This window comes from Chryseobacterium sp. SIMBA_028 (assembly GCF_046535285.1).
Taxonomy (GTDB): domain Bacteria; phylum Bacteroidota; class Bacteroidia; order Flavobacteriales; family Weeksellaceae; genus Chryseobacterium.
In genome coordinates, this window is the sequence record NZ_JAWRWZ010000004.1 from 224,730 (window position 1) to 248,014 (window position 23,285).

Below are 23,285 nucleotides of genomic sequence, written 5' to 3' on the forward strand. Positions count from 1 at the left end.
AATCATCCACCCTATAAAATTATGTTTTACTCTGTGTATGACTTTTTTCATACGAATACAATATAGTAATCTGGGATTTTTAATGTTTGTTTATGAATGTGAGCTATTTACATGGGTTTCCAAGATTGTATCTTAATAAAAAACTAAGTCTAATTAGAATAATTAAAAATAAATAAGTCTTTTCCTTGGGTGATTCATGGGGAACCTTTAATTTTGCTATTTATAATAATTATAAATAATGAAGTTATATCAGCGTATTTTTATCTTTCTCATTTTTACTCTTTCAATTTCCCTCATCAGAGCACAGGATGCCAGTTTTTCGGTTCAGGGAGTTGTACAGGATCATACAAAACGTGGGCTAAACGGGGTCAATATTTTTGTTGAAAACACAAAAATTAAAGTACAAACCGATCAAAACGGAAATTTCAGGATGAATCACAAGAAAGGAGAGGCTACATTGGTCTTCAGTCTGGGGGGCTACAAAAAACTCAGAAGGAAAGTGAACTTTGGTAGCGAAGAATCTCCGGTAAGTATTCAGTTAACCGAGGATCAAGGGGCTGTAGAAGAGGTTATTGTACACGGCAAAGGAAAAGTGAAAGCACTGCAAGACGGTGCTTTTACTGTTAATGCTATAGATGTTGCAAAATTAGCCAATACCACAGCGGATCTTAATCAGGTTCTGAACAGAACCACCGGAATTAAAGTTCGCCAGCAAGGGGGGGTAGGTTCTGATTATAACTTTTCTATCAATGGAATGTCTGGTAAGGCTGTGAAATTCTTCATAGATGGTGTTCCTTTGGAAATGCTTGGGAAAGGAGTAGACCTGAGTACGTTACCTGTGAATATGGCGGATCGGGTAGAGATTTATAAAGGTGTTGTTCCTATTCATCTAAGTACTGATGCGATGGGGGGAGCTGTGAATATTATTACTCCCGGAAGCAGCAAAAGCTATTTGGATGCCGGTATAAGTGTGGGATCTTTCAATACACAGCGTATTAATCTAAATGGACAGTTTAAAGATGATAAAACAGGGCTGATCATGCGCGTTAACAGTTTTTATAACCATTCGGATAACGACTATCTGATGAAGGATATGAAAATCTGGAACCCTGCCCGAAACCAATATGAGCCAAGAAATGTAAAACGTTTTAATGACAGGTATCAATCTGTTTTCGGCATGGCTGAAATTGGATTAGAAAACAAAAGCTGGGCAGATTCTTTCTTTGTAGGAATGTCACAATCGTTTTTTGACAAACAGATACAAACGGGTTCTAATCAGGAAGTAGTGTATGGTGGGGTAAAGCAAACGGGAGAAGCTAATAATTACTTTATGAAGTATAAAAAAGCAAATCTCTTCAATGGTCACCTGGATGTAAATGTGTATGCCGGTTTCTCTAAAAGTGTTCAGAAAGCAACGGATACCCTGATGCGTAAATATAGCTGGGATGGTACTTTCGAGCCTTCTGCTACTAGTGAAAAAGGAGGTAGAAGTATAATAATGCAGCACGAAGATCGCCTTTACTCACAGGTTGGCGCTACTTATAGAATTGTTGAAAATCATAAACTTATCTTCAACTATGTGATTGATTATCTTAAGAATACTACATTCAATAAACTTGAAGAGGAGAAAGATGATGTATTTCCGGCGAAGATGACCAAGCAGATCTTGTCTATGGCATATCAACAGGACTTTTTCAATAAGCACTGGACTAATGTTTTCTTTGCTAAATATTACCATGTAGGACTTCAAAAAATGGTTTTTGATCCGGTGACCAGAACCGATAGTCCTGAAAAAGAAGATTTTAATAACTGGGGGTACGGCTTTGCTACCACTGTAAAAATTACAAGAGGACTGGGGATAAAAGGATCATTTGAACGTTCTTATCGCTTGGTGGAGCCACAGGAAATCTTCGGAGATGGGGTTGCAGTAACCAGTAATATGAACCTAAAGCCTGAAACCAGCAATAATGTAAACGTAGGGTTGTACTACAACCATCACTGGGGGCAGCATGCTTTCCGCGTAGAAGCGGCAGGGTATATCCGTGATACGAAAGATTTTATCTATACTGTTCCTAATTTGTACAACAGTACTTTCAAATATGAAAATCTTTCCAATATCTTAACCCGCGGTTTGGAGGGGGAATTAAGTTACCAATACAAAAGGTTCCTGAATGTTTTGATGAATGTGAGCTACAACAAAGCCTATGACAACACAAAATTTGCCAATAACAATGAGGATGTAGTTTCAGCAACTTACAAAAAAGATGTCCCTAACCAGCCTTGGTTATTCGGGAATGTGAATGTAAGTATTGGTAAAGATGACTGGTTTCAGAAAGAGAGCCGCGTAGAACTTTACTACGGTCTACAGATGACTGAATGGTTCTACAAAAACTGGAAATCCTATGGAAACCCAGGAAATATTCCATTTATTCCAAGACAAACCCTACACAATATTGGTATAAGTTATTCTATGAAGAACGGAAGGTATAATGTGGCGTTCGATGTCAACAACCTTACTGATGCATTAGCATATGACAATTTCAAACTTCAGAAGCAGGGACGTGCTTTCTATGTAAAATTCAGATATCTATTTAAGTAAAAGATCATGACACAATATTTCAGAAACAGTATATTTTTAATACTTGCATGTTTAACCATCATTGGTTGTGAGCGCGAGCCAGATTCCGGAAGTTCAGAAAGCGGTGAAAAAGACTATAAATATTTTCTGCTTTCCGCTTTAGGAAGCTGGCCCAATACCGTACATTATATGACGGCTACCAACGACCTTACAAAAGGTGAAATGGATATTACCAAAGAAGGAGACGAAATTAACTCCAAAGGAACCTATTCCTACATTGTAAAAAATGGTTTTATCTACAACTATAAAACGGATCAGGGAGTTTTCAAAAAATTTAAATATACACAGGATAGGCTGACTACTGTAAAAGAAGTCCCATTTACCTATATTAGTGATATTTCCAGCTATGTATGGATAGATAATAATACACTGGTTATTGTTGGAGAAACAGGCGATGGCCAACACATACGGTATACTATTTTCAATGCTTCAGACCTTAGTATTATTCGTCAGGGAGAGATTGAAGGATTTCAACCTTTCCCGAATGCCTATAATTTCTACTCGCTGGGTGCCATGACTTATATGGATGGACAAATCTATTTACAGTATAGCTTTCGTGATGGTAAGTGGCTCACTCCGGAATATTACAACTTTGCTGTGATAGATTATCAAACTTTCAAAGTGAAAAATTCAATAACAGATAGTCGCAGCTCAGGTGTAGCCAATGGTTCCCCTTATTTCAAAACTACTTTTACAAAAGATAAAGAAGCCTTTTATTATACCTGTTTTCCGCGTGTAGGGGCAGGGACAAGTAATATTTATCTTTTCAGAGCGCTTAAAGGGGCAACTTCACCAGATACAGGATATCAGATAAACCTGACCGATCTGGTGGGAGGTAAATCTTTGGAAACAGTAATTGAATATATTGGGAACAATAAAATGGTAGTTGTGTACCGTGATCCGGCACTAGGTAACACTTATAATGGCCGCTACGCCATTGTAGATATCGAAACTAAACAATTGGTTAGGGTGTTGGATGAACTGCCAGGAGATGAACCTTATGAACAAGGCATGTTTGTTCAGGATAAAAAGCTATACATTGCAGTAAATACCAGTAAAGGTGGTAACTATGTATGGATCTACGATGTACAAACTGACAAAATAACTAAAGGGATGAAACTTCCGGATAATATTTCTGGCTTTGCCCGTTTCGATAAGTTTTATGACTAATTATAGTAAATCAACTTCGTAGAAAACATAGACTATTTATTTGATTAAAAAGCTGTACTCCAAATTATTGAGTACAGCTTTTTTGTGCATACCTAATAATCTTGGCAAGGCTGCTCACAAAAATGGCCGGATATTTCTTCCGACCACTCTAAGCTATCTGATAGCTTTTATTTCTAAGCTGTCATATTCTAAAGCTTGTAATTGAATGACAGTGTTATCACCCGGCTGTCCAGATTATATTTTTGTCGGATTGTAGAGCTGAAGTTATCTCCCGTTACCCGGTAATTATTTGTTTTTAATAAGTCCGTTACGGCTAATTTTACTGTTGCTTTATCTTTCCATAATGTTTTTGAAACCCCTAATGTAAGGTCAAAGTAAGCATCACGGATAAACAAACCAATATTCGATTTTGAGAAATACTGTGCATTAGCCTCTGCTTTCACACCTTTTGCAATGCTGAAACTATTTTGTGCATTCAGTGTAAATGCCAGCTGTGAACTGTTTACCGAGTAATTTTGGTAATTGCCCTTATACTCATTGTTAAATACATTAAGCATGGAAGTAAGCGACCACCAGTTGAAAAGCTTTGTAGTAGCTGTTATGTTGGCGCCGTATACATAAGACTTGTTCAGATTGTCCTGAGTCTTTACCAGGATTCCTGTGTCCGGCTGGTAGTTGTAAACTTCTGTCATTACATCGTTTGTTACACTAAAGTAGGCCGATGCTATAATATATTTTCCCCATGTATACCCCAATTCTGTTGCGTGGGTAAATTCCGGATTCAGATTGGGATTTCCTTGCCAGTAGTTGAATGGGTCGTCATAAAAACGGAATGGATTCAGATCGAAATGACTCGGCCTGTTGATCCTTTTACTGTATGAGGCATAGAATCCATGCTGATCGTTCACCTGATATTTGATGGATGCACTTGGGAACAGGTTTGTATAATCCCTTTTTCGCTGCTCCTGAGAAGTTTTCTGGTTGATGTCTGTGTGTGTCATTTCCGTTCTCAATCCCAGTTGGAATGTCCATTTTGTTAGATTCAGCTTGTAATTGGCATACAATGCATGGATCTGCTCTTTGTATACATATTCATTACTCGCTTTATCATCATTTATCCAGTCCTCACCCTGCTGTATAAAATATTCCGAAGGATTGGTATTAGACTTTATGGTGGACTTCAGACCTGCTTCCAGACTATGCATTTCGCTAAAAGGTAGGGTAAAGTCTACCTTAGCATTAAAGACTTTCAGGCGGGAAGCAATGCTGCCCTTTCTGTTGTTAAAATTCTCTGTTCCCAGATTTACCAATGCATTTGAAAACTGATTTTGATGGGAATTGAAACGCGAAGTTTCGTATTCCAGATCCACATCTACCTTATAATCTTTATCGTTGAAGATATGGGTACCTTTCAAATTATAGGTGTAATCATACCAGTTTTCTTTGCTCTTGTTGTCCGAGAACACATGGGCAAACAAATTATCTGCAGGCTGAAATATTTTGTTTTCACCACTCGAAAAATCTTCATATCTCCCTATTTTAGCATCGAATAAAGCCCCAATCGTCGTTTTATCACTGAAAGCATAATCTGCCCCGAACTTGAAGTTGTTGGAGGTTAAAGGCTCATTGGTTATTGAATTCTGATCTGTTCTCCTCGTCATTTGCTGAGGTTGTTTTTCATCGAAGAAAACCTGGCTAAAATCACGTCTTTCTTCCTCACCACGGAAAGTATAGCTGTAGTCTCCGTGAAGGGATAGTTTCTTATGGGTATAGTTCAGGCTTAGTCCTGTATTAACTCTGTTTTTGCGGCCTCTTCCGCCGTTCAGGTAATAGTTACCGCTAAGACCTTCTGAGGAACTCTTTTTAAGTACAATGTTAATGATGCCGGCATTTCCCGCAGCATCGTATTTGGAAGATGGATTAGCAATAATTTCAATATTTTTTACCAGTGTAGAGTTGGTGGAGCGCAATAGGTTGGCCAGTTCCTTAGTGGATAGAGAGCTTAGTTTACCGTTAATCATTACACTTACTCCTTTCTTACCACGCAAGGATAGTTCGCCCTCTTGGGAAACCACAACACCTGGTGTTTTGCCCAGTAATTCCAGTACCGTAGTACCATCGGACAATACACTGTTTTCTACATTAAAAATCATTTTATCGGCTTTCTGCTGAAAGACCGCTTTGCTGCCTTTTACTACAATGCCACTAATTTCTGAAATTTTTTCTGTCTGCAAAGAATCGCTCATGCTTTCTGTCTGCCCATAGGCATTCAGGCTCGCCATTAAAGGTAACCATATATAGTGTTTCTTCATGATAATGGGTTTAGGTTATTGTTTTCTTTTTATTTCTCCGGCCCCACCAGATCATAAACCCGGTTATTGGCAGCGAGGCGCAGAATAGACTCATTATAAACGCCAGTATTTTCCCGGGCATTCCAAAGAAAGCCCCCACGTGTAAATCATAGGTAGCATCTGTCGCTCTTTCAGCCATAGGTTTATCTTCGTGTGGACGGCTAAACAGAAGTTTCCCTGAGTGTTCATCAAAAATCATCATGGAAGACTCTGCATAAGTGAATTCTTTTTCCTTGATCCAGATGCTTAAATTATCGTGTTGATGATCTGCTTCGGTATGATCTTCCAAATCAATTCCAAATGAATAGGCCATCGGATAATGTGTTTTTACCTGCTCTATGATGCGGTCTATAGTTGTTACAGTTTCCACAGATTCCGGAGCTGTTGTTTTGTACTGACTGTAATCCGGAGTAGCTGATGAAAAGCCATTGAGTAATGCATATAACCACATTTGGGTAATACGGAACGAATACATAATACCGGTAATGGCCACAATAATGGCAAGAAAGGAAACATAAAAGCCAAGTATGTTGTGTACATCGTAGTTCTTACGTCGCCAGCCTTTTACTTTCTCCCAACGGAACCATAGGCGCTGTTTGCGCATTTTTTTATTCTTCGGCCACCATAGGATAATTCCGGTAATCAGCATTATCACAAAGATAATAGTGGATACCCCTACAATAGTACCCCCGACTTTGTTGCTTAGCAACAATGAACGATGCAGGATCATGCAGATAAAGAAAGGATTGTTTTTTACATCGTATATCGCAAGTACCTTTCCGGTATATTGGTTTACATAAACATTTTTATAGAGAATGAAAGTATTAAAGTGGTTCCAGCCATCGCGGTTAGTCTTAATCAGCTCGAATTGGTAGGAGCGGGCAGGATCTATAGGGATGGTAACTTCCTCTGTTTTTACGATTTCATTTTTCAGCTGGTTATTGACCAGGTCTTTTAACTCTCGTATAGGAATAGGTTTCTTGTGCTTAATATCCTTTTCTCCGTGGAAGGTGTGCTCCTTGCGCAATGCTGCGGTAATGTCTTCGTTGAAAACAAAAAATGCACCTGACAGAGATACTATTAAGACAATGATACCAGAAAGTAGTCCAAGCCACAAATGCGCTTTCAAAATATATTTTTTGAAAGTATTCTTAGACTTCTTTTTATCGATCTGTTGCATTTTATTACTATTTAGTCTTATTAAAAATAAATAAGCTGCAAATATAACTTTATTTATAATAATTCTAAACAGGGTGAGTGCTTTATTTTACCTGAGAAACCTGATTTTTATTAGGATTTATGAGAATTGATGCTATATAGGATAAAAAAGTGGCCGCTAAAAAAGATTTCATCCTTGTAAATAAGGATTGATAATAAAGGAAAAGAGAAACATTTGATGAAGCGCCCAAAATAATCTTTTAAATTCTCTAATTGTATCCTTTCAAATAAAAAAAACTGTGTCTGTGCTTATTCGTGTCATCTTCCGAACTTTACGTAAGATAAATATATAATAACAGGAACATGAAAATCGCAATAGTAGGCTATAAAAAAGAAGAAAGGCTTTCGCAGGGAGTTGCAAATGATGAGGATACAGAACTAATTATTTTTTTAACTAACAAAGGACTAGATGTCTTTCCGGCCATTTGGAATGATGAAAATGTAGATTGGAGTGGTTTTGATGTGGTTGTTATCAAATCTCCATGGGATTATCATAATCATTTAAAAGAGTTTTTGAATTGGTTGGAACGTGTTGAAAATCTAGGGGTTAAAGTTTTAAATTCTGTAGAAATCATTAAATGGAATAGTGATAAACATTATCTAAAGGATATTGCTGAAAAAGGACTTCCTGTAATTCCTGCAGAATATCTGAAAAAAGACTCCGCTTTTAGCAATCAATTTTTTGATCTTTTTAAAACTGATAAGTTGGTGGTAAAACCCTGCGTAAGTGCAGGAGCACAAAATACAATTACAGTCAGCAAGGATAATCTTGATGAACGGTCCATAGAAATTGAACAACTTCTGAAAGAACAGGATTATATGGTACAGCCTTTTGTAGAGGAAATTAAAAATGGAGAATGGTCGTTCCTGTTTTTCAATGGAAAATATAGCCATTGTTCCTTAAAAACTCCTAAACAGGGGGATTTCAGAGTACAACATTATCATGGCGGAAGCATTAGTTATCCAACCCCGGAACCGTTGCATATAGAACAGGCGGGAGCTTATTTAAAAAGCTTACCACAATCAACGCTTTATGCAAGAGTAGACGGTGTTTTAATTAATAATTCTTTTCATCTGATGGAGTTGGAATTAATTGAACCTTATCTATTTCTGAACAGCGACAACAACTTACTGGAAAATTATTATCAGGCTTTAACCTCCTTAATTTCTTAATTTTAATAGGTATCCTGAAAAATCTTCTACACTTAGATGATGAAAAAAGTGCTTAAAAATAGAGGCGGAAAATAATTTCCGCCCCTATTAAACAAGATTAAGTGTAAAATTTAGCCTTTAAAGGCAAAAAGGATAATTCAAAAGTGTACAGATTTTTATTGATTCTTAATCTATGTTTAAAGGAATTGATAATAAAGGCACTTTATTTTTGTATGCCATGATGGCTGTTTTGCTTCGGTGAAAAAGGGATTCCAGAAGGTTGTATCTGTAAGGGATCATGGTAAGCAGATCAGCATTGGTCAGCTTCACTTCTTCTTCAATGGCCTTGATGATTTCCATAGACTGGATCATTTTAAAACTGTATTTAATATCATCCATGTTATATCCTGAATTTAAGTCGATGTCTTCAATAACTTCTGTAAAATCCTCCAGACTTTCACTTACATTGAATACCTCAATCTCAGAACTGAACTCACTGATGAAATAATTGATATCATTCATGGCAGACCAGGTCATGGACTTGTGGTTATCATAAGCAAAAAGAATTTTTCGGATACCTGTATACTCTATATGCCCTGGTACAATTAATATGGGGGTTTTGATTCTGTGGATGGCTTTCGTTACTGTATTTCCCAAAAGCCTTTGCTCAAGTGTTTTTTCTGCCATACCCATGACGATAAAATCACCCTTGGTGGTCTGTATACAGTTATTAAGTTCTTCAATAAAATTACCGGAAGCCAGATGATATTCTGCTTCGATATGGTATAATGTGCTGATTGATTCTGATTTATCAGCAAGTTTTCTTTGATTTTTAAGGGTTTGTTCATAAAAAAAATCAGCAGAAACCTGAGCATTCAAAGCATGAATGGAAATACTCTGTAGATTGAAGAGGACAACTTTATATTGGTTTTCCTTAGCCATGGAAGCCGCATAATGGGTGGCATTTTCAGCTTCCTGAGAAAAATCTGTGCAGACAATTATAGTTTTCATTGTACCGGATTTGATACTACAAAACTAAGGTAGGATGCTTTCCTATCTTATTAAAAATATGGTGACATTGCATAAAGTGATGATGAAATGTATTTTTCAGGTGATGAAACGTTAGCTTCCATTTGAACCTTTCTATTTTACGTTTCAGGGACTGTTTTGGCGGTCTCGTCCAAAATAGGTCAGGCTCTTCTAAAATCTATTTTTATATTTACACTCACAAAGTCCCGGATATGAGTAGGGTTTCGACCATTAGAAAGAATATAGTATGGAGTAAAAAGATCCTTTCCACAATGAAAAGGAGGCTCGTGATCTGGGCTGTAGCCGTCATTTCTTTTTGTGGCTTTTCCTATTTGATTGATCCTTTTGACCCGGTTTGGCAAGGATACTTAGAGACTCCGCTGCAAATGGTGATTGAAGATGCCCTTTGGGTACTTCTTTTTTCTGTAATTATTTCAGAGGTTAGTATATTTATAGATTTGACCCTTAATAAATTGCTTCCTTGGAAAGATCGGACAATAAAAAGATTACTCATCCAGGGGGCTCTTCAGATTGTGGGAAGTGTACTGATCGTTATGATCATTAATGCCATTGTGGATTGTACTTCAGACAACTTACCTGAAATGGATTCCCGAAAAGAGTATACGTTATTGGGGCAATGGGTGGCTACCAATATTGTAATATCCCTTATCATCAGTGGATTCAATACGGTGGATTATTTACTTCAAAACTGGAAAAAAACAGCCGTAGAAGCTGCCCAGCACAAAATTAGGGCTTCCAAGCATAAGCAGGCCGCAATGGCCGCAGAACTTCAGGCTCTTAAGCTACAGATAGACCCGCATTTTATCTTTAATAATCTCAGTGTTTTGTCAGAGCTTATTCTGGAAGACCAGCAATTGGGCTATGAATATTCAGAAAAATTTGCAAGAGTATATCGATATCTCCTGGTGAATTCCAAAAAAGACATCATTGCGGTAGAAGAGGAACTGAAGTTTTTGGATTCTTATATTTTTCTTATTGAAAAAAGGATTGGTGAGGGTGTTATATTTAAAATTGACATTCAGGAAGAGTACAGATCTATGTATACCCTACCATTATCCCTGCAATTATTGGTTGAGAATGCCATAAAGCATAATCAAACCTCAAAGGCAAATCCGCTGGAGATTCATGTCTATACAAACGCTATCGGTGAGCTGGTTGTTTCCAATACATTCTTACCATTGATCAATAAGCCGGATTCTTCAGGAGTTGGTCTTACCAATATCATCACAAGATATGAGATCCTTGGATACACTAAGCCAATAATAGAAAAAACAGAAGATAAATTTATTGTAAAACTTCCATTGATATGAAGATTAATAAAATTTTAATAGTCGAGGATGAAAGACCTAATGCAGACAGACTGAAAAGACTACTGCTAAAGCTGAGACCCCATATTGAAATACTATCCGTAGAAGATTCAATTACATCTACGGTAAAGTGGCTGGAAAACAACGTGGTACCGGATGTCATTATGATGGATGTTCGTCTGGCAGATGGGTTGAGCTTTGAGATCTTTAATAAACATGAAATTAAAAGTGCAGTAATATTCACAACAGCATACGATGAATATGCGGTACAGGCTTTTAAATATAATAGTATCGATTATCTTTTAAAGCCCATAGATGAAGAAGAATTAGATGCTGCTCTGAAGCGCTATGAAACCTTTATGGAATCCGTTCCAGTAGTAGGCTCAGCGATAGAAGGCTTGCTCAATTATATTCAGCCGAAAGATTACAGAAAACGTTTTCTTATTACGCACCGTGATGGATATAAAACTGTTTTAGCGGAAGATATTCTATACTTTTATACAGAATTGGGAATGAGTAAGGCGATGCTCAATACCGGTGTTGTAGAGAACATTCCACAGACATTAGAAGAGCTTGAAAAACAATTGGATCCGAAATTCTTTTTCAGGGCTAACAGACAATTTATCATCCATATAGATTCTGTAAAACAGATTTTCAATCATTTTAACGGTAAACTTAAACTGGAACTCAGAAAACAACCGGAAATGGAAGTGATTGTAAGCAGAGAAAAAGCCTCCATTTTCAAATCCTGGATGGATTATTAGTTAAAAATGAATATAAATGATATAAAAAGCTGTCTTATTAAGGCAGCTTTTATCTTTTCCTTACGGAAGTAAAAAGTGCTTTTTAACGGATCTGAATAGAGGGAAAATCTCCTTTTCCTTTCATTTTTGGTATCATACGCTTCACCTGCGATTAATTACGCTTCACCAGATTTTTAGATGAATATCCCTATTATATGAATTTATTTTGCTGTTGTAAAATTTAAAAAGAAATGTTATGAATTACAGAAAAGGATATCTGGTACTTTCACTTACAGCTGCAGCAATATTGTACTCCTGCGGTTCTGGGAGTGGTCAGGAGAATGCCCAACAACAGCAACAGGCACTTCCTACTGACTTTATCCAGGTGAAATCCGGAGATGCAGATGTTTCTACAGGATACCCCGGAAGTATAGAGGGACAGGATAATGTAGATATTAAGGCTCAGGTAACAGGATACCTGGAAGCTGTATATATAAAAGAAGGACAATACGTGAGTAAGGGGCAGACCTTATTTAGAATTAACCCATCCGTATACAATGAGCAGGTGAATACCAATGAAGCGGCATTAAAAGCTGCCTTAGCTTCTCAGGAAACAGCAAGATTGGAAGTTGAAAAATTAAGACCCTTAGTCGAAGGAAAGGTTGTTTCCGATATGCAGCTGAAGACAGCACAGGCAAGTCTTAAGGCGTCATCAGCACAAGTGGCACAAGCGCAGTCTTCATTAGGCTCCTCAAAGATCAATGCTAACTTTACCTATATCAAGGCACCGGTGAGCGGATATATAGGAAGAATCCCCAACAGGGTAGGAAACCTCATCAGCCCGTCTGATCCGTCCCCATTAACGACACTTTCTAATATCAGTAGTGTGAATGTTTACTTCTCAATGAATGAAGCAGACTTTATTGCTCATAGCAGAGCTGCCGCTTCAGGAGGAAATGTAGATAATGTAGAACTTATTTTAGCAGACGGTTCTACCTACTCATTCAAAGGAAGACTGGAAAACGCAAGTGGAAACTTTGACAAAAATACAGGAAGTATCCAGATGAAAGCTGTTTTCCAAAATCCGGATAAACTGCTAAGGTCAGGAGGAACCGCCAGAGTGATGCTTCAAAATGCATTGGATGGTGTTGTGAAACTTCCGAAGACCTCGGTAAAGGATATTCAGGATAAATTCTTTGTCTATAAACTTGAAGGTAAGGATAAAGTGAAGATGACCCAGATTGAAGTATCTGGAAGTACATCTCAGGATTACTTTGTAAAAAATGGAGTGAATGCAGGAGATAAAATTGCAATCAATAGAATAGATGCTCTTACAGATGGGGCTCCGGTTGCGGCAAAAGTAATTCCTTCGAAATAGTTTTATAATCATTCTTAGAAAATTCGAAAATGTTAAAAAAGATAATAGATCGTCCGGTACTGGCGACAGTAATATCCCTTATTATTGTCATTTTGGGGATCATAGGATTGAACCAGTTGGCAGTTACCAGATTTCCGGATATTTCTCCACCTACCATCACGGTTTCAGGTTCGTATCCAGGAGGAAACAGTGAAACGGTAATTCGTTCCGTAGTAACTCCTCTGGAAGAGCAGATCAACGGGGTGGAAGACATGAGCTACATGAAATCCACAGCAAGTAACGACGGAACATTTACAATCTCTGTGATATTCAAACAAGGAGTAAATGCCGATCAGGCAGCAGTAAATGTTCAGAACAGAGTACAGCAGGCCACTCCGATACTGCCTCAGGAAGTAGTAAGGATGGGGTTAACAACCTCCAAGCAGCAGAACAGTATGGTATTGATCTTCAATATTTATACTGAAGACAATAAACAGTATGACGAAACCTTTCTTCAGAACTATGCCAATATCAATCTTATCCCACAGATCAAGAGGGTAAAAGGGGTAGGACAGGCACAGATCTTCGGAGTTAAGGATTATTCCATGAGAATTTGGCTTAATCCACAGAAGATGTCCTCTTATGGGCTTGAACCTTCAGATGTTTCCAATGCTATTGCAGATCACAGTTTAGAATCTGCTCCCGGTAAATTGGGTGAAGAATCTGATGCTGCGTTAGAATATGTCATCAGATATAAAGGAAAAAAGAATAAACCTGAGCAATATGAGAATATTGTTGTTAAAAATGACGGGACCAATGTAATCAGGCTTAAAGATGTGGCCCGTGTAGAATTTGGATCCATCAATAACAGTGGAGATAACCTTTCCAATGGTAAAAATGCAGTTACCGTGGCCATTATGCAGACTACGGGATCTAATGCCAATGAAATTGAAATCGGAGTAAATAAAGCGATTGACCAATTGTCAAAATCATTTCCTCCGGGGATAAAATATACCAAGGTAATGAGTACCAAGGAAAGACTGGATGAAGCAACAGGACAAGTGAAATCTACCCTGATAGAAGCGTTTATCCTTGTATTTATTGTGGTATTTATCTTTTTACAGGATTTCAGGTCTACCATTATTCCTGCAATTGCAGTGCCTGTAGCCATTATTGGTACATTCTTCTTCCTATTGGTCTTGGGATTCACCATCAATGTATTGACATTGTTTGCCCTTGTACTGGCTATTGGTATTGTCGTAGATGATGCTATTGTCGTAGTGGAAGCCGTTCACAGTAATATGGAAGGAACGGATCTTTCAGGAAGAGATGCCACTCACAAGGCGATGAGTGAAATTACAGGAGCTGTTATTTCAATTACGCTGGTAATGTCTGCAGTATTTATTCCTATCGGGTTTATGTCAGGTTCAGCAGGGTTATTCTATAAGCAGTTTGCGTATACATTAGCCATTGCCATTATTATTTCAGCAGTGAACGCGCTTACTTTAACACCGGCTTTATGTGCTGTATTTTTGAAAAATCACCATGCAGAAGAAAATGGGAAACCAAAAGGATTCGGACAAAGATTTGCCGTTGCATTTAATGCAGGTTTTAGTAACATGACAGACCGTTATGCAAAAGGAGTACGGTTTTTAATTGGACGCAAATGGATTGCAGCAGGTTTGGTAGCCGGGATTATAGGGCTGTCGGCATGGTTAATGTCAAGTACCACCAAGAGTTTTGTTCCTATGGAAGATGACGGATTCTTCATCTATTCATTAAGCATGCCGCCAGGAACGGGATTAACAAAAACAACAGAAGTTTCCAATAAGATCAATGCCATTTTAAAAACAGTAGATGCCGTTGAAGAAAATACATCCATTACAGGATTTAACCTGTTGAGTAACAGTGCCGGGCCAGCCTATGCCATGGGGTTTGTAAAATTAAAACCTAAAAAGAAAAGAGGAGCGGTTCAGGACATTGACGAAATCATGAATATCGTTAATGGAAAGCTGTCCGTAATCAAGGAAGGAAGTGTTATGAGCTTCAGAATGCCGCCTGTAGAAGGATATGGGGTGACAAATGATGCCGAGATTGTTCTTCAGGATCGTATGGGTAGAGACCCGCAGGTTCTTAAAGCAAAAGCAGATGATGTAATCGGACAGTTAATGCAGGTTCCGGAAGTTGCCTATGCCTATACCATGTTCAGGGCAGATTATCCTCAGTTGGAGCTTGAAGTAAATGAAGATAAAGCCAAACAATTAGGAGTAAGCATCGCTAATTTATTGGGAACAGTACAGACCTATTTCTCAGGAGACCAGTCTCAGAACTTCTCAAGATTCGGAAAGTTTTATAGAGTCAATATAAAGGCTGACGGTGTTTTCAGAATGGATGAACAGGCGTTCAATGATATTTTTGTGAAGAATAATAAAGGAGAGATGGTTCCTGCCAATACCTTAATCACTTTGAAAAAAGTATATGGTCCGGAATCCGTTCAGAGATATAACCTTTACAATTCTCTTAACATCAACGTGGTACCGAAACCCGGGATCAGTAATGGAGCTTTGATGGATAAAATTGAACCAACGTTGAATAAACTTCCATCCGATTACAGTTATGAATGGACAGGATTAAGTTTGGAAGAGAAATCAGCAGGAAGTCAGACTGTTGTCATTCTGGGATTATGTTTACTTTTCGTTTATCTGCTACTTGCAGCCCAATACGAAAGTTATATTCTTCCGTTAGCAGTAATGCTTTCCATCCCAACAGGAATTGTAGGAGCTTTCCTTGGAATAAAAGCAATAGGACTGGATAATAACATCTATGTACAGGTAGGATTAATCATGCTTATTGGTCTATTGGCAAAAAATGCAATCCTTATTGTAGAATTTGCAGTCCAAAGAAGAAAAACAGGACTTTCCATTCTGGATTCAGCATTGGAAGGAGCAAAGGCAAGGCTGCGTCCTATCATTATGACCTCATTGGCCTTTATTGTAGGGATGATTCCATTGATGATCTCTACAGGAGGAATGGCTTCAGGAAATAAATCCATCAGTGTAAGTGCTGCAATAGGAATGTTGAGTGGAGTAGTTTTGGGAGTATTTGTAATTCCAGTACTGTATATGTTCTTCCAATATCTGGATGAGAAGTTTTCATCCAAGAAGAAATATAATACAATAGAAGCCCCCGTGGTTCAAAAATAATCCGATACCGGAGAGTACATAAAAAATCGGAAAAAATAAATTGACAAATGAGAATATTTAATATAAAGAATTTCCTTATTTCAGGCGCAATGGCATCAGTACTGGTGTCCTGCGCCGTAGGGAAATCCTATACAAGAACAGATCTTAAGGTACCGGAAAGCTATAAAGAAACTGTACAGGTGACAGGAGATACTGTGGTCCTTCCATGGAAGACTTTCTTTAAGGATCCCAAGCTGATCGGTTTAATAGATAGAGCTTTAACCCGAAATAACGAAGTGAATGTTGCCCTGAAAAATATAGAACAACTGGATCTTGTCTACAGACAGGCCAAGTTATCTCTAATGCCTACTCTGGATTTCACTGCAGGAGCCAACAGAAGCTGGGCTTCCAAAAATACCCTTAATGGTTCTCTGAACGAGCAGTTTGTAGGAACCAAGTATATGGATGACTTTAATGCGGCTCTCAGATTATCATGGGAAATTGATATCTGGGGAAAAGCCAAGATGCAGAAAGAATCTGCAGCAGCAGAATATTTTGCCCAAAAGGAAAATCTAAACGCTGTAAAAAGCAGAATTATTGTTCAGGTCGCACAGGCCTATTATAACCTGATAAGCCTAGATGAGCAGTTGAAAATTGCAGAACAGAATATTGAATTAAGTAACAGCACTCTTAAAATGATGGATCTTCAGTTTAAGGCAGGGCAGATCAACTCATTGGCGGTACAGCAGTCTGAGGCGCAGAAGAAAACTGCTGAACTCTTGATTCCGCTAGCCAAACAGAATATTTCCGTTCAGGAAAATGCACTGAGCATCCTTTGTGGAGAATATCCCACTACAATTGAAAGAGAAGGAAGCCTGAAAATGATGATTCCTGAAAATAAACTTGCACAGGGACTTCCTGCCCAGCTATTAAGCCGAAGACCTGATCTGAAAGTTGCAGAATTTAATGTCATCAGCCTGAATGCAAAAACAGGATTGGCAAAAGCCGCAATGTACCCAAGCATAAGCCTAAGCCCACAGATAGGAGTGAATTCCAATAAGTTTAGTTCATGGTTTGATATCCCGGGATCTATTACCAAGGCAGTTGCAGCCAATCTTGCCGCTCCTATTTTCCAGAAAAAACAATTGAAAACAGCTTATGAAACAGCTTTAATTGAACAGGAAAAAGCAGCGATCAACTTTAAGCAATCAGTTATGACTGCTGTTGGAGAGGTTTCTGATGCCATGGCAAAGTCGCAGGGCTCGTCTGAAAGATTGCAGCTTCTGGAACAGAGAACAGCTATTTTAGATAAAGGCATCAATGATGCGCTAAAGCTGTACAAAAGTGGAATGGCAACTTATCTGGAAGTCATCACAGCCCAGAACAACAAGCTTCAGAATGACTTGGAAGCCATTAATGTTACCCTTGAAAGATTAAATGCTGAGGTTGACCTTTACAGGGCGCTCGGTGGGGGAGTAGAATAACATTTAAATAATAAATTATAAAAGGAAGCTGCATGTTGCAACTTCCTTTTTTTATTAAATAGCACTTTAAAATAGACTATTGAGAAGTGTTTTTGCTTTTTCTTTGAAAAATATTCATTGAAAATGATTTTTTATCCCCATTGAATCAGTTAGTTACATAAAATGTTTGTTTTTTTTGAAAAATACGCGCAAGATTTTTGAAAAAGAGGGTTTATATCAATGAGTACTCGAAATAATTAATGTTTAATGAAAAAAATAATGTAATGAAGAAATTTACAGTAACTCAATTTTTGATAGCCATTTTGCTGGTATTCACAGGTTTCACTTTTTACTCATGTAATAATGATGGTCCGGAAATTCCACCGGTAAAGCTGGATGATGTTCAAGGAATTTATAAAGGGAGGCTGATTACCATACAGGGAAATGTAAAAACAGAAAAAGTAAAGGATTTTAAAGTAAAGAAAGATACCATCGCATTTGCAGAATTTCCGGTGGATGAAATTGTAAAAACAGTAGTAAAGGATCCGGTAAAGGCAGAAGCGGCGATCAAGGCAATAGGAAAGGTGAAGTATGATCTTAAATATACAGCTTCAGTAAACACTTCCAGCAATGTGGTAGAATTGCTTTTTGCCCCCAAAGTAATGGAAATTCGTATTCCTGTGGATGGAGTGACAAAAAAGACAGAAGTTACGTTGGTGGCTAAGCAGAAAGGATTTTATGTAGGTTTAGACGGATCGTTGAGATTTGTCCTGATAGCAGAGAAGATTACCGTAGATGGTACAGTAATAGCCCCTTATGAAACTATTAATTATAATTTTCCATTCTGTGTGAAGATGTAATGAATAGATATTACTATAAATGGATTGCATTTATAAGATGCAATCTATTTTTGCTTTAAAATTTTAATCAATATATCGGATACTGGAGCAGTACATGGAAGAAAGTAAAGAACAGATTTTGGTAAAGCGCCTTCTGCAAAAGGAGGAAGCCGCCTGGAAAGAGCTTTTTGGAGCTTTTTCCGGTAATCTGACTTATGTATGTTCCCGATATGTGTCTGAAAGAGAAGATGTGAATGATGTGCTTCAAAACAGTTTTATCAAAATGTTCCGCTCTATAGAATCATTTGAATATAGAGGATCTGGCTCTTTGAAAGCCTGGATAACCCGTATTACGGTAAATGAATCCCTAAAGTACATCAAGCAGAAAGGAGACTTTAAATCAACTGTTGAGGTAGATGATCTTCCCGATCTTCCCAATGAAGAGGAACCAGATTTTGAGGAAATTCCAAAGGCTGATATCATGGAAATCATTCGGTCACTTCCGGATGGATACCGAACAGTCTTTAATCTGTATGTGTTTGAACAGAAGAGCCATAAGGAAATTGCATTGTTGTTGGGAATTGCAGAAAATTCTTCTGCCTCACAGTTTCATCGGGCAAAAGGACTACTTGTTCAAAAAATAAAAGAGTTTAAAATGTCAAAAAAAGCACAATATGAATAACGAATGGCTCAATACCCTTCGAAGCAAAATGGAAGACCATGAAGAGGAGGTTCCGGACGGGTTGTGGAATGACATTAGGGATGAATTGTTCTTAGGAGAAGAAGAGAACAAGATTATGGCTGGCGTTGTACCAGTAGTCAATGATGAGGTGGAAAAAGAAGGTGTAAATGTAGGATATAAGCCTTTGCTTTATCGTATTGGAGGGATTGCAGCTGCAGCAGTTTTGGGTTTTATGATGGTGAAGATGCTGCCACAGGACGATAAGAGCAAACCTCTTTCAAAGAATTATTCAGATTTAAATATGGTTGGCGGTAGAAATTCAGGAGATCAGGAAGATAGAAATATTCAGGGAAAGCCCACAATGAGGACTCCTCTTGTTCAAAATAATTTTAATACACTACAATCAGAGAAAAATATACATACGATAAAGCTTGAAGATATAGGGAGAAAAGAAAAGGGAAATAGTGAAGAGCCTCAGATAATTGTACAGGATACAGATACCACAGAACCTTTCCGGCGGGAGAATAAAGCTTTAGCTGATAATGAAACGATAAAGGTTCGGATTGATGAAAAGGAAACAGATGAAAGTCTTTTTAAAAAGGAAAAATTAGAAGGAAAATATGCTGACCACAGGACAGATAAGGCTTTAAAATCTCATAAAGATAAATCCTGGATGTTGAGCATGCTTACCGGTAATGCTTCTTCCAATTCCGCAGAACAACAGTTTCCGGGATATGCTTCTATGGATGGGAAACCCATGAATATCGAAGAGGTATGGAGCGCTTCCGAATATGTGGATGATCCTTTGACAGAAATATTACTGGCTAATCAGAGCAAACCTGTAGAAGCAAGAATAAGACATAGAATCCCTGTAACATTCGGATTATCACTTTACTATAATCTGGGTAAAAGATGGGGAATAGGAACAGGACTGAACTACACGAAACTGGCTTCGGAGCTTCATTCAGGAACCAATGCTAACTATATTAAAGGAAATCAGACTGTTCATTATATAGGAATTCCGGTTCAGGTCAATTACAATGTGATCCAGAAAGGAAAATTTACAGGGTATATAACGGGAGGTGCATTGGTGGAAAAACAGGTGGCAGGAAGCATTACAACCACCTATGTGGTGGATGACGAAGTAAAAGAGACTTCTAAGGAAAGCATTGATCACAAGCCTCTTCAGTTTTCAGTAAATACAGCAGTGGGACTTCAACTAAAAGTCATTAACCGATTGGGAGTCTACGCAGAACCGGGAATAGGATATCATTTTAAAGATGATAATTCTCCCAATACAATCTATAAGGAAAAACCTCTGCATTTCAATGTGAAATTCGGAATCAGATTATTGATTGATTAGAAAGCCAATAGCTTCTTACCAAGGACATCAAACTTAAATGTCAACATATGAAAACAAAACTAATTTTTTTAACGTTTTTATTGTTCAGCTTTCTGAATATAAAAGCCCAATGTAATCCTACCATTACCAGTCCCAGGCTTGGTGTCATATTTCCAGAGAAGGTCCTGTTCTGCGAGGGAGAAGATGAAATACTTTCTACCCAAACCTTTGGCACCTACCAATGGTACAAGCAGGAATGGACGTGGCAGACTCCCAATAATAACCCCTGGGTTGCTATTCCCGGAGCCACTTCCCAACAATTAACCATTAATGGAGGAGATCAGTTGTTTTACTTCAAGGTAAAAGTTACCGATGGTGATTGTGTTACAGAAAGCCCGGTAGTGATGGCAGATGGTTATATGTATGGCCTTCCGGCTATGATCTCTACATTTATTCCCGGAACTTATGAAATTACAGATACCGGAGAAGCCAATATATGTGACGGAGCTTCTGTAACATTTGAAAACGTATTTCCTGTGGTGTACGGAACCCATACCTGGTTTAAATGTGTTCCCACTACATCTGCTCCATTTACAGGAGATCCATGCGTTATTCCCGGTGCAACAGGAGATACCTACAAGGCTGAAAAGAGTGGGAAATATGGCTTCTACGCCTGTACAGAATATTGTCCCAATCAATGCCAAATGTTAGATCCGTTTTCATTTGTACAGCTGAACTTTGGTAATTGGCCTTTCTGTGGAGACTTGGGTACAGGAGAGACAAAGCTGAAAAGTAATACACTTAATATATACCCAAATCCTACAGCTCAATTTCTTTATATCGGGAAAGAATCTGAGGTATACAACGAAATCACGATCATAGATATGTCCGGAAAACTGGTTCTGAAGAAAAATGATCATCAATATAAACAACCTGTTGATGTAAGTCATTTGGTTCCTGGAAATTATATCATCGTTTCCAAAAGCAAAAATGGAGAAGTCTATAGAAATAAATTTATAAAAAAATAGGATTAAATAATCTTTTCGTTAGTTTTTAATAATGGTTTGAACGGTACATAATTTTGTGCCGTTTTTTTGGCTTAAACCGAAATTGTATTATACATTGGATATGATCATGTACTTGTTTTAATTAATATCTTTTGTTATAGCTCTTTTTCAGTAGTGTTTTTTTTATGCAATCATCAGGTTAGTAGTATATTATATTAATTATTTTTACCTTAAAAACACACCATGCTGATCAAAATTTATGGCAGCGCCATTCATGGAGTTGCTGCACAGACGATAACCATTGAAGTCAATGTAGATACCGGAGGAGTAGGGTATCATTTGGTAGGACTTCCCGACAATGCGATCAAGGAAAGCAGTTACCGGATTTCTGCTGCATTGAAAAATGTGGGGTACAAAATTCCCGGAAAGAAAATCACGATTAATATGGCTCCGGCCGACCTTAGAAAAGAGGGATCTGCCTATGATCTCAGTATCGCGATTGGAATTCTGGCAGCATCAGATCAAATCATGGCTGAAGAAATTCAGAATTATATTATTATGGGAGAACTTTCTCTGGATGGAAGCCTGCAGCCCATAAAAGGTATTTTGCCTATTGCCATACAGGCTAGGGAAGAGGGATTTAAAGGAATTATTCTTCCTATACAAAATGCTAGGGAGGCGGCCATTGTCAATGATTTAGATGTATATGGTGTGGAAAATATTAAGGAGGTTATCGACTTTTTTAATGAAGGAAAACCCATTGAAAAAGTTATTCTGGATACAAGAAAAGAGTTTCATGAAAAGATCAATGACTTTCCATTTGATTTTTCTGAAGTTAAAGGACAAGAAACCGCTAAAAGGGCAATGGAAGTTGCTGCTGCCGGCGGACACAACATCATTTTAATAGGCCCTCCGGGAAGCGGTAAAACAATGCTGGCCAAAAGGGTTCCCAGTATCTTACCTGCATTGACATTGAAGGAAGCCTTAGAGACTACGAAAATACATTCGGTGGCAGGAAAGATTGGAACTGAAACGTCATTAATGACCGTTCGTCCCTATAGAGCACCTCATCATACAATTTCTGACGTAGCTTTGGTGGGAGGGGGAAGTTACCCTCAGCCGGGAGAAATTTCTCTCGCTCATAACGGTGTCTTGTTCCTTGATGAAATGCCTGAATTTAAACGGACAGTTTTGGAAGTGATGAGACAGCCCCTGGAGGATCGGGAAGTCACCATCTCAAGAGCCCGATTTACGGTAAACTATCCCGCAAGTTTTATGTTGGTAGCTTCCATGAATCCCAGTCCAAGCGGATTTTTTCCGGACGATCCTAACAATACCTCTTCTGTGTACGAAATGCAACGCTACATGAACAAACTTTCCGGACCATTGCTGGATAGGATAGACATTCATATTGAAGTTCAAAAAGTAGAATTTGAGCAGCTCTCTGAAAAGAGAAAAGGAGAAAAAAGCAAAGACATCAGGGAACGTGTTCAAAAAGCAAGAGAAATTCAAAATGAGAGATATAAAGATCTTACGATCAGTAGTAATGCCCAGATCGGACCCAAAGAAATTGAAGCATTCTGTGATTTGGATGAAACCTCTTTCGGTCTTATAAAACTGGCCATGGAAAAGCTGAACCTTTCTGCCAGAGCTTATGACAGAATCCTAAAGGTTGCCCGTACCATTGCCGATCTTGAAGAATCTGAGAACATACTTTCCCAGCATGTTTCCGAAGCAATACAATACAGAAGTTTAGACAGGGAGTTCTGGAATGCTTAGTAGAA

At 38.1% G+C, this 23,285-nt stretch carries 16 protein-coding genes; 13 read left to right on the forward strand and 3 right to left on the reverse strand.

The window, feature by feature from the left end; genetic code table 11:
- Positions 1–238 precede the first annotated feature (238 nt).
- Both SCA31_RS07045 and SCA31_RS07050 read left to right on the forward strand, forming a co-directional pair.
- The gene (locus SCA31_RS07045; RefSeq protein ID WP_410696264.1) at positions 239–2,599 is read left to right on the forward strand and encodes a TonB-dependent receptor; all 2,361 of its coding nucleotides are present in this window, start codon (positions 239–241) and stop codon (positions 2,597–2,599) included.
- A gap of 6 nt (positions 2,600–2,605) precedes the next feature.
- A complete protein-coding gene (locus tag SCA31_RS07050; RefSeq protein WP_410696265.1) occupies positions 2,606–3,808 on the forward strand; it encodes a hypothetical protein in 1,203 nt (400 codons plus the stop codon).
- Positions 3,809–3,996: 188 nt separating this feature from the next.
- On the opposite strand, the gene SCA31_RS07055 is transcribed toward SCA31_RS07050, so the two are convergent.
- Together SCA31_RS07055 and SCA31_RS07060 are read right to left on the reverse strand one after the other, a co-directional pair.
- Entirely contained in the window at positions 3,997–6,120 is a 2,124-nt protein-coding gene (locus SCA31_RS07055) for a TonB-dependent receptor domain-containing protein (RefSeq protein ID WP_410696266.1), read from the reverse strand.
- Between the two features lie 10 nt (positions 6,121–6,130).
- Positions 6,131–7,339, reverse strand: coding sequence for a PepSY-associated TM helix domain-containing protein (locus SCA31_RS07060; RefSeq protein WP_410696267.1), 1,209 nt, complete (start codon positions 7,337–7,339; stop codon positions 6,131–6,133).
- Between the two features lie 341 nt (positions 7,340–7,680).
- Between SCA31_RS07060 and SCA31_RS07065 the strand changes: the two genes are divergently transcribed.
- Entirely contained in the window at positions 7,681–8,550 is an 870-nt protein-coding gene (locus tag SCA31_RS07065) for a RimK family alpha-L-glutamate ligase (protein ID WP_410696268.1), read from the forward strand.
- A gap of 165 nt (positions 8,551–8,715) precedes the next feature.
- Here the strand turns inward: SCA31_RS07065 and SCA31_RS07070 are convergent, their stop codons facing one another.
- Entirely contained in the window at positions 8,716–9,540 is an 825-nt protein-coding gene (locus SCA31_RS07070) for a universal stress protein (RefSeq protein WP_410696269.1), read from the reverse strand.
- 230 nt (positions 9,541–9,770) lie between these two features.
- On the opposite strand from SCA31_RS07070, the gene SCA31_RS07075 reads away from it, so the two are divergent.
- From SCA31_RS07075 to SCA31_RS07120, 10 genes are all read left to right on the forward strand, one after another.
- Positions 9,771–10,889, forward strand: a complete 1,119-nt coding sequence (locus SCA31_RS07075) for a sensor histidine kinase (protein ID WP_410696270.1) — start codon at positions 9,771–9,773, stop codon at positions 10,887–10,889.
- Positions 10,886–11,650: a LytR/AlgR family response regulator transcription factor gene (locus SCA31_RS07080; protein ID WP_410696271.1), complete on the forward strand. Its 765-nt coding sequence runs from the start codon at positions 10,886–10,888 to the stop codon at positions 11,648–11,650. Before SCA31_RS07075 ends, SCA31_RS07080 begins: the two co-directional genes overlap by 4 nt.
- A 235-nt stretch (positions 11,651–11,885) precedes the next feature.
- Positions 11,886–13,007: an efflux RND transporter periplasmic adaptor subunit gene (locus tag SCA31_RS07085; protein WP_410696272.1), complete on the forward strand. Its 1,122-nt coding sequence runs from the start codon at positions 11,886–11,888 to the stop codon at positions 13,005–13,007.
- Between the two features lie 29 nt (positions 13,008–13,036).
- Positions 13,037–16,189: an efflux RND transporter permease subunit gene (locus SCA31_RS07090; RefSeq protein ID WP_410696273.1), complete on the forward strand. Its 3,153-nt coding sequence runs from the start codon at positions 13,037–13,039 to the stop codon at positions 16,187–16,189.
- A 47-nt stretch (positions 16,190–16,236) separates the two neighbouring features.
- Positions 16,237–17,652, forward strand: a complete 1,416-nt coding sequence (locus SCA31_RS07095; RefSeq protein ID WP_410696274.1) for an efflux transporter outer membrane subunit — start codon at positions 16,237–16,239, stop codon at positions 17,650–17,652.
- A 263-nt stretch (positions 17,653–17,915) separates the two neighbouring features.
- On the forward strand, positions 17,916–18,491 hold the full coding sequence (locus tag SCA31_RS07100) for a DUF4840 domain-containing protein (RefSeq protein ID WP_410696275.1): 576 nt from the start codon (positions 17,916–17,918) through the stop codon (positions 18,489–18,491).
- A gap of 94 nt (positions 18,492–18,585) precedes the next feature.
- A complete protein-coding gene (locus SCA31_RS07105) occupies positions 18,586–19,152 on the forward strand; it encodes an RNA polymerase sigma factor (protein WP_410696276.1) in 567 nt (188 codons plus the stop codon).
- A complete protein-coding gene (locus SCA31_RS07110) occupies positions 19,145–20,515 on the forward strand; it encodes a porin family protein (RefSeq protein WP_410696277.1) in 1,371 nt (456 codons plus the stop codon). Before SCA31_RS07105 ends, SCA31_RS07110 begins: the two co-directional genes overlap by 8 nt.
- Before the next feature lie 47 nt (positions 20,516–20,562).
- Complete coding sequence (locus tag SCA31_RS07115; RefSeq protein ID WP_410696278.1) at positions 20,563–21,522, forward strand: T9SS type A sorting domain-containing protein; 960 nt, start codon at positions 20,563–20,565, stop codon at positions 21,520–21,522.
- A 222-nt stretch (positions 21,523–21,744) separates the two neighbouring features.
- A complete protein-coding gene (locus SCA31_RS07120; protein WP_410696279.1) occupies positions 21,745–23,280 on the forward strand; it encodes a YifB family Mg chelatase-like AAA ATPase in 1,536 nt (511 codons plus the stop codon).
- Positions 23,281–23,285: the final 5 nt, after the last annotated feature.

Bases quoted from the DNA above. Each gene is read 5' to 3' on its own strand.
- SCA31_RS07080 (WP_410696271.1), top strand. From the start codon at position 10,886: ATGAAGATTAATAAAATTTTAATAGTCGAGGATGAAAGACCTAATGCA.
- SCA31_RS07085 (WP_410696272.1), top strand. From the start codon at position 11,886: ATGAATTACAGAAAAGGATATCTGGTACTTTCACTTACAGCTGCAGCA.
- SCA31_RS07075 (WP_410696270.1), top strand. From the start codon at position 9,771: ATGAGTAGGGTTTCGACCATTAGAAAGAATATAGTATGGAGTAAAAAG.
- SCA31_RS07055 (WP_410696266.1), bottom strand. From the start codon at position 6,120: ATGAAGAAACACTATATATGGTTACCTTTAATGGCGAGCCTGAATGCC.
- SCA31_RS07105 (WP_410696276.1), top strand. From the start codon at position 18,586: ATGGAAGAAAGTAAAGAACAGATTTTGGTAAAGCGCCTTCTGCAAAAG.
- SCA31_RS07065 (WP_410696268.1), top strand. From the start codon at position 7,681: ATGAAAATCGCAATAGTAGGCTATAAAAAAGAAGAAAGGCTTTCGCAG.
- SCA31_RS07095 (WP_410696274.1), top strand. From the start codon at position 16,237: ATGAGAATATTTAATATAAAGAATTTCCTTATTTCAGGCGCAATGGCA.
- SCA31_RS07060 (WP_410696267.1), bottom strand. From the start codon at position 7,339: ATGCAACAGATCGATAAAAAGAAGTCTAAGAATACTTTCAAAAAATAT.
- SCA31_RS07070 (WP_410696269.1), bottom strand. From the start codon at position 9,540: ATGAAAACTATAATTGTCTGCACAGATTTTTCTCAGGAAGCTGAAAAT.
- SCA31_RS07100 (WP_410696275.1), top strand. From the start codon at position 17,916: ATGAAGAAATTTACAGTAACTCAATTTTTGATAGCCATTTTGCTGGTA.
- SCA31_RS07050 (WP_410696265.1), top strand. From the start codon at position 2,606: ATGACACAATATTTCAGAAACAGTATATTTTTAATACTTGCATGTTTA.
- SCA31_RS07045 (WP_410696264.1), top strand. From the start codon at position 239: ATGAAGTTATATCAGCGTATTTTTATCTTTCTCATTTTTACTCTTTCA.
- SCA31_RS07115 (WP_410696278.1), top strand. From the start codon at position 20,563: ATGAAAACAAAACTAATTTTTTTAACGTTTTTATTGTTCAGCTTTCTG.
- SCA31_RS07090 (WP_410696273.1), top strand. From the start codon at position 13,037: ATGTTAAAAAAGATAATAGATCGTCCGGTACTGGCGACAGTAATATCC.
- SCA31_RS07110 (WP_410696277.1), top strand. From the start codon at position 19,145: ATGAATAACGAATGGCTCAATACCCTTCGAAGCAAAATGGAAGACCAT.
- SCA31_RS07120 (WP_410696279.1), top strand. From the start codon at position 21,745: ATGCTGATCAAAATTTATGGCAGCGCCATTCATGGAGTTGCTGCACAG.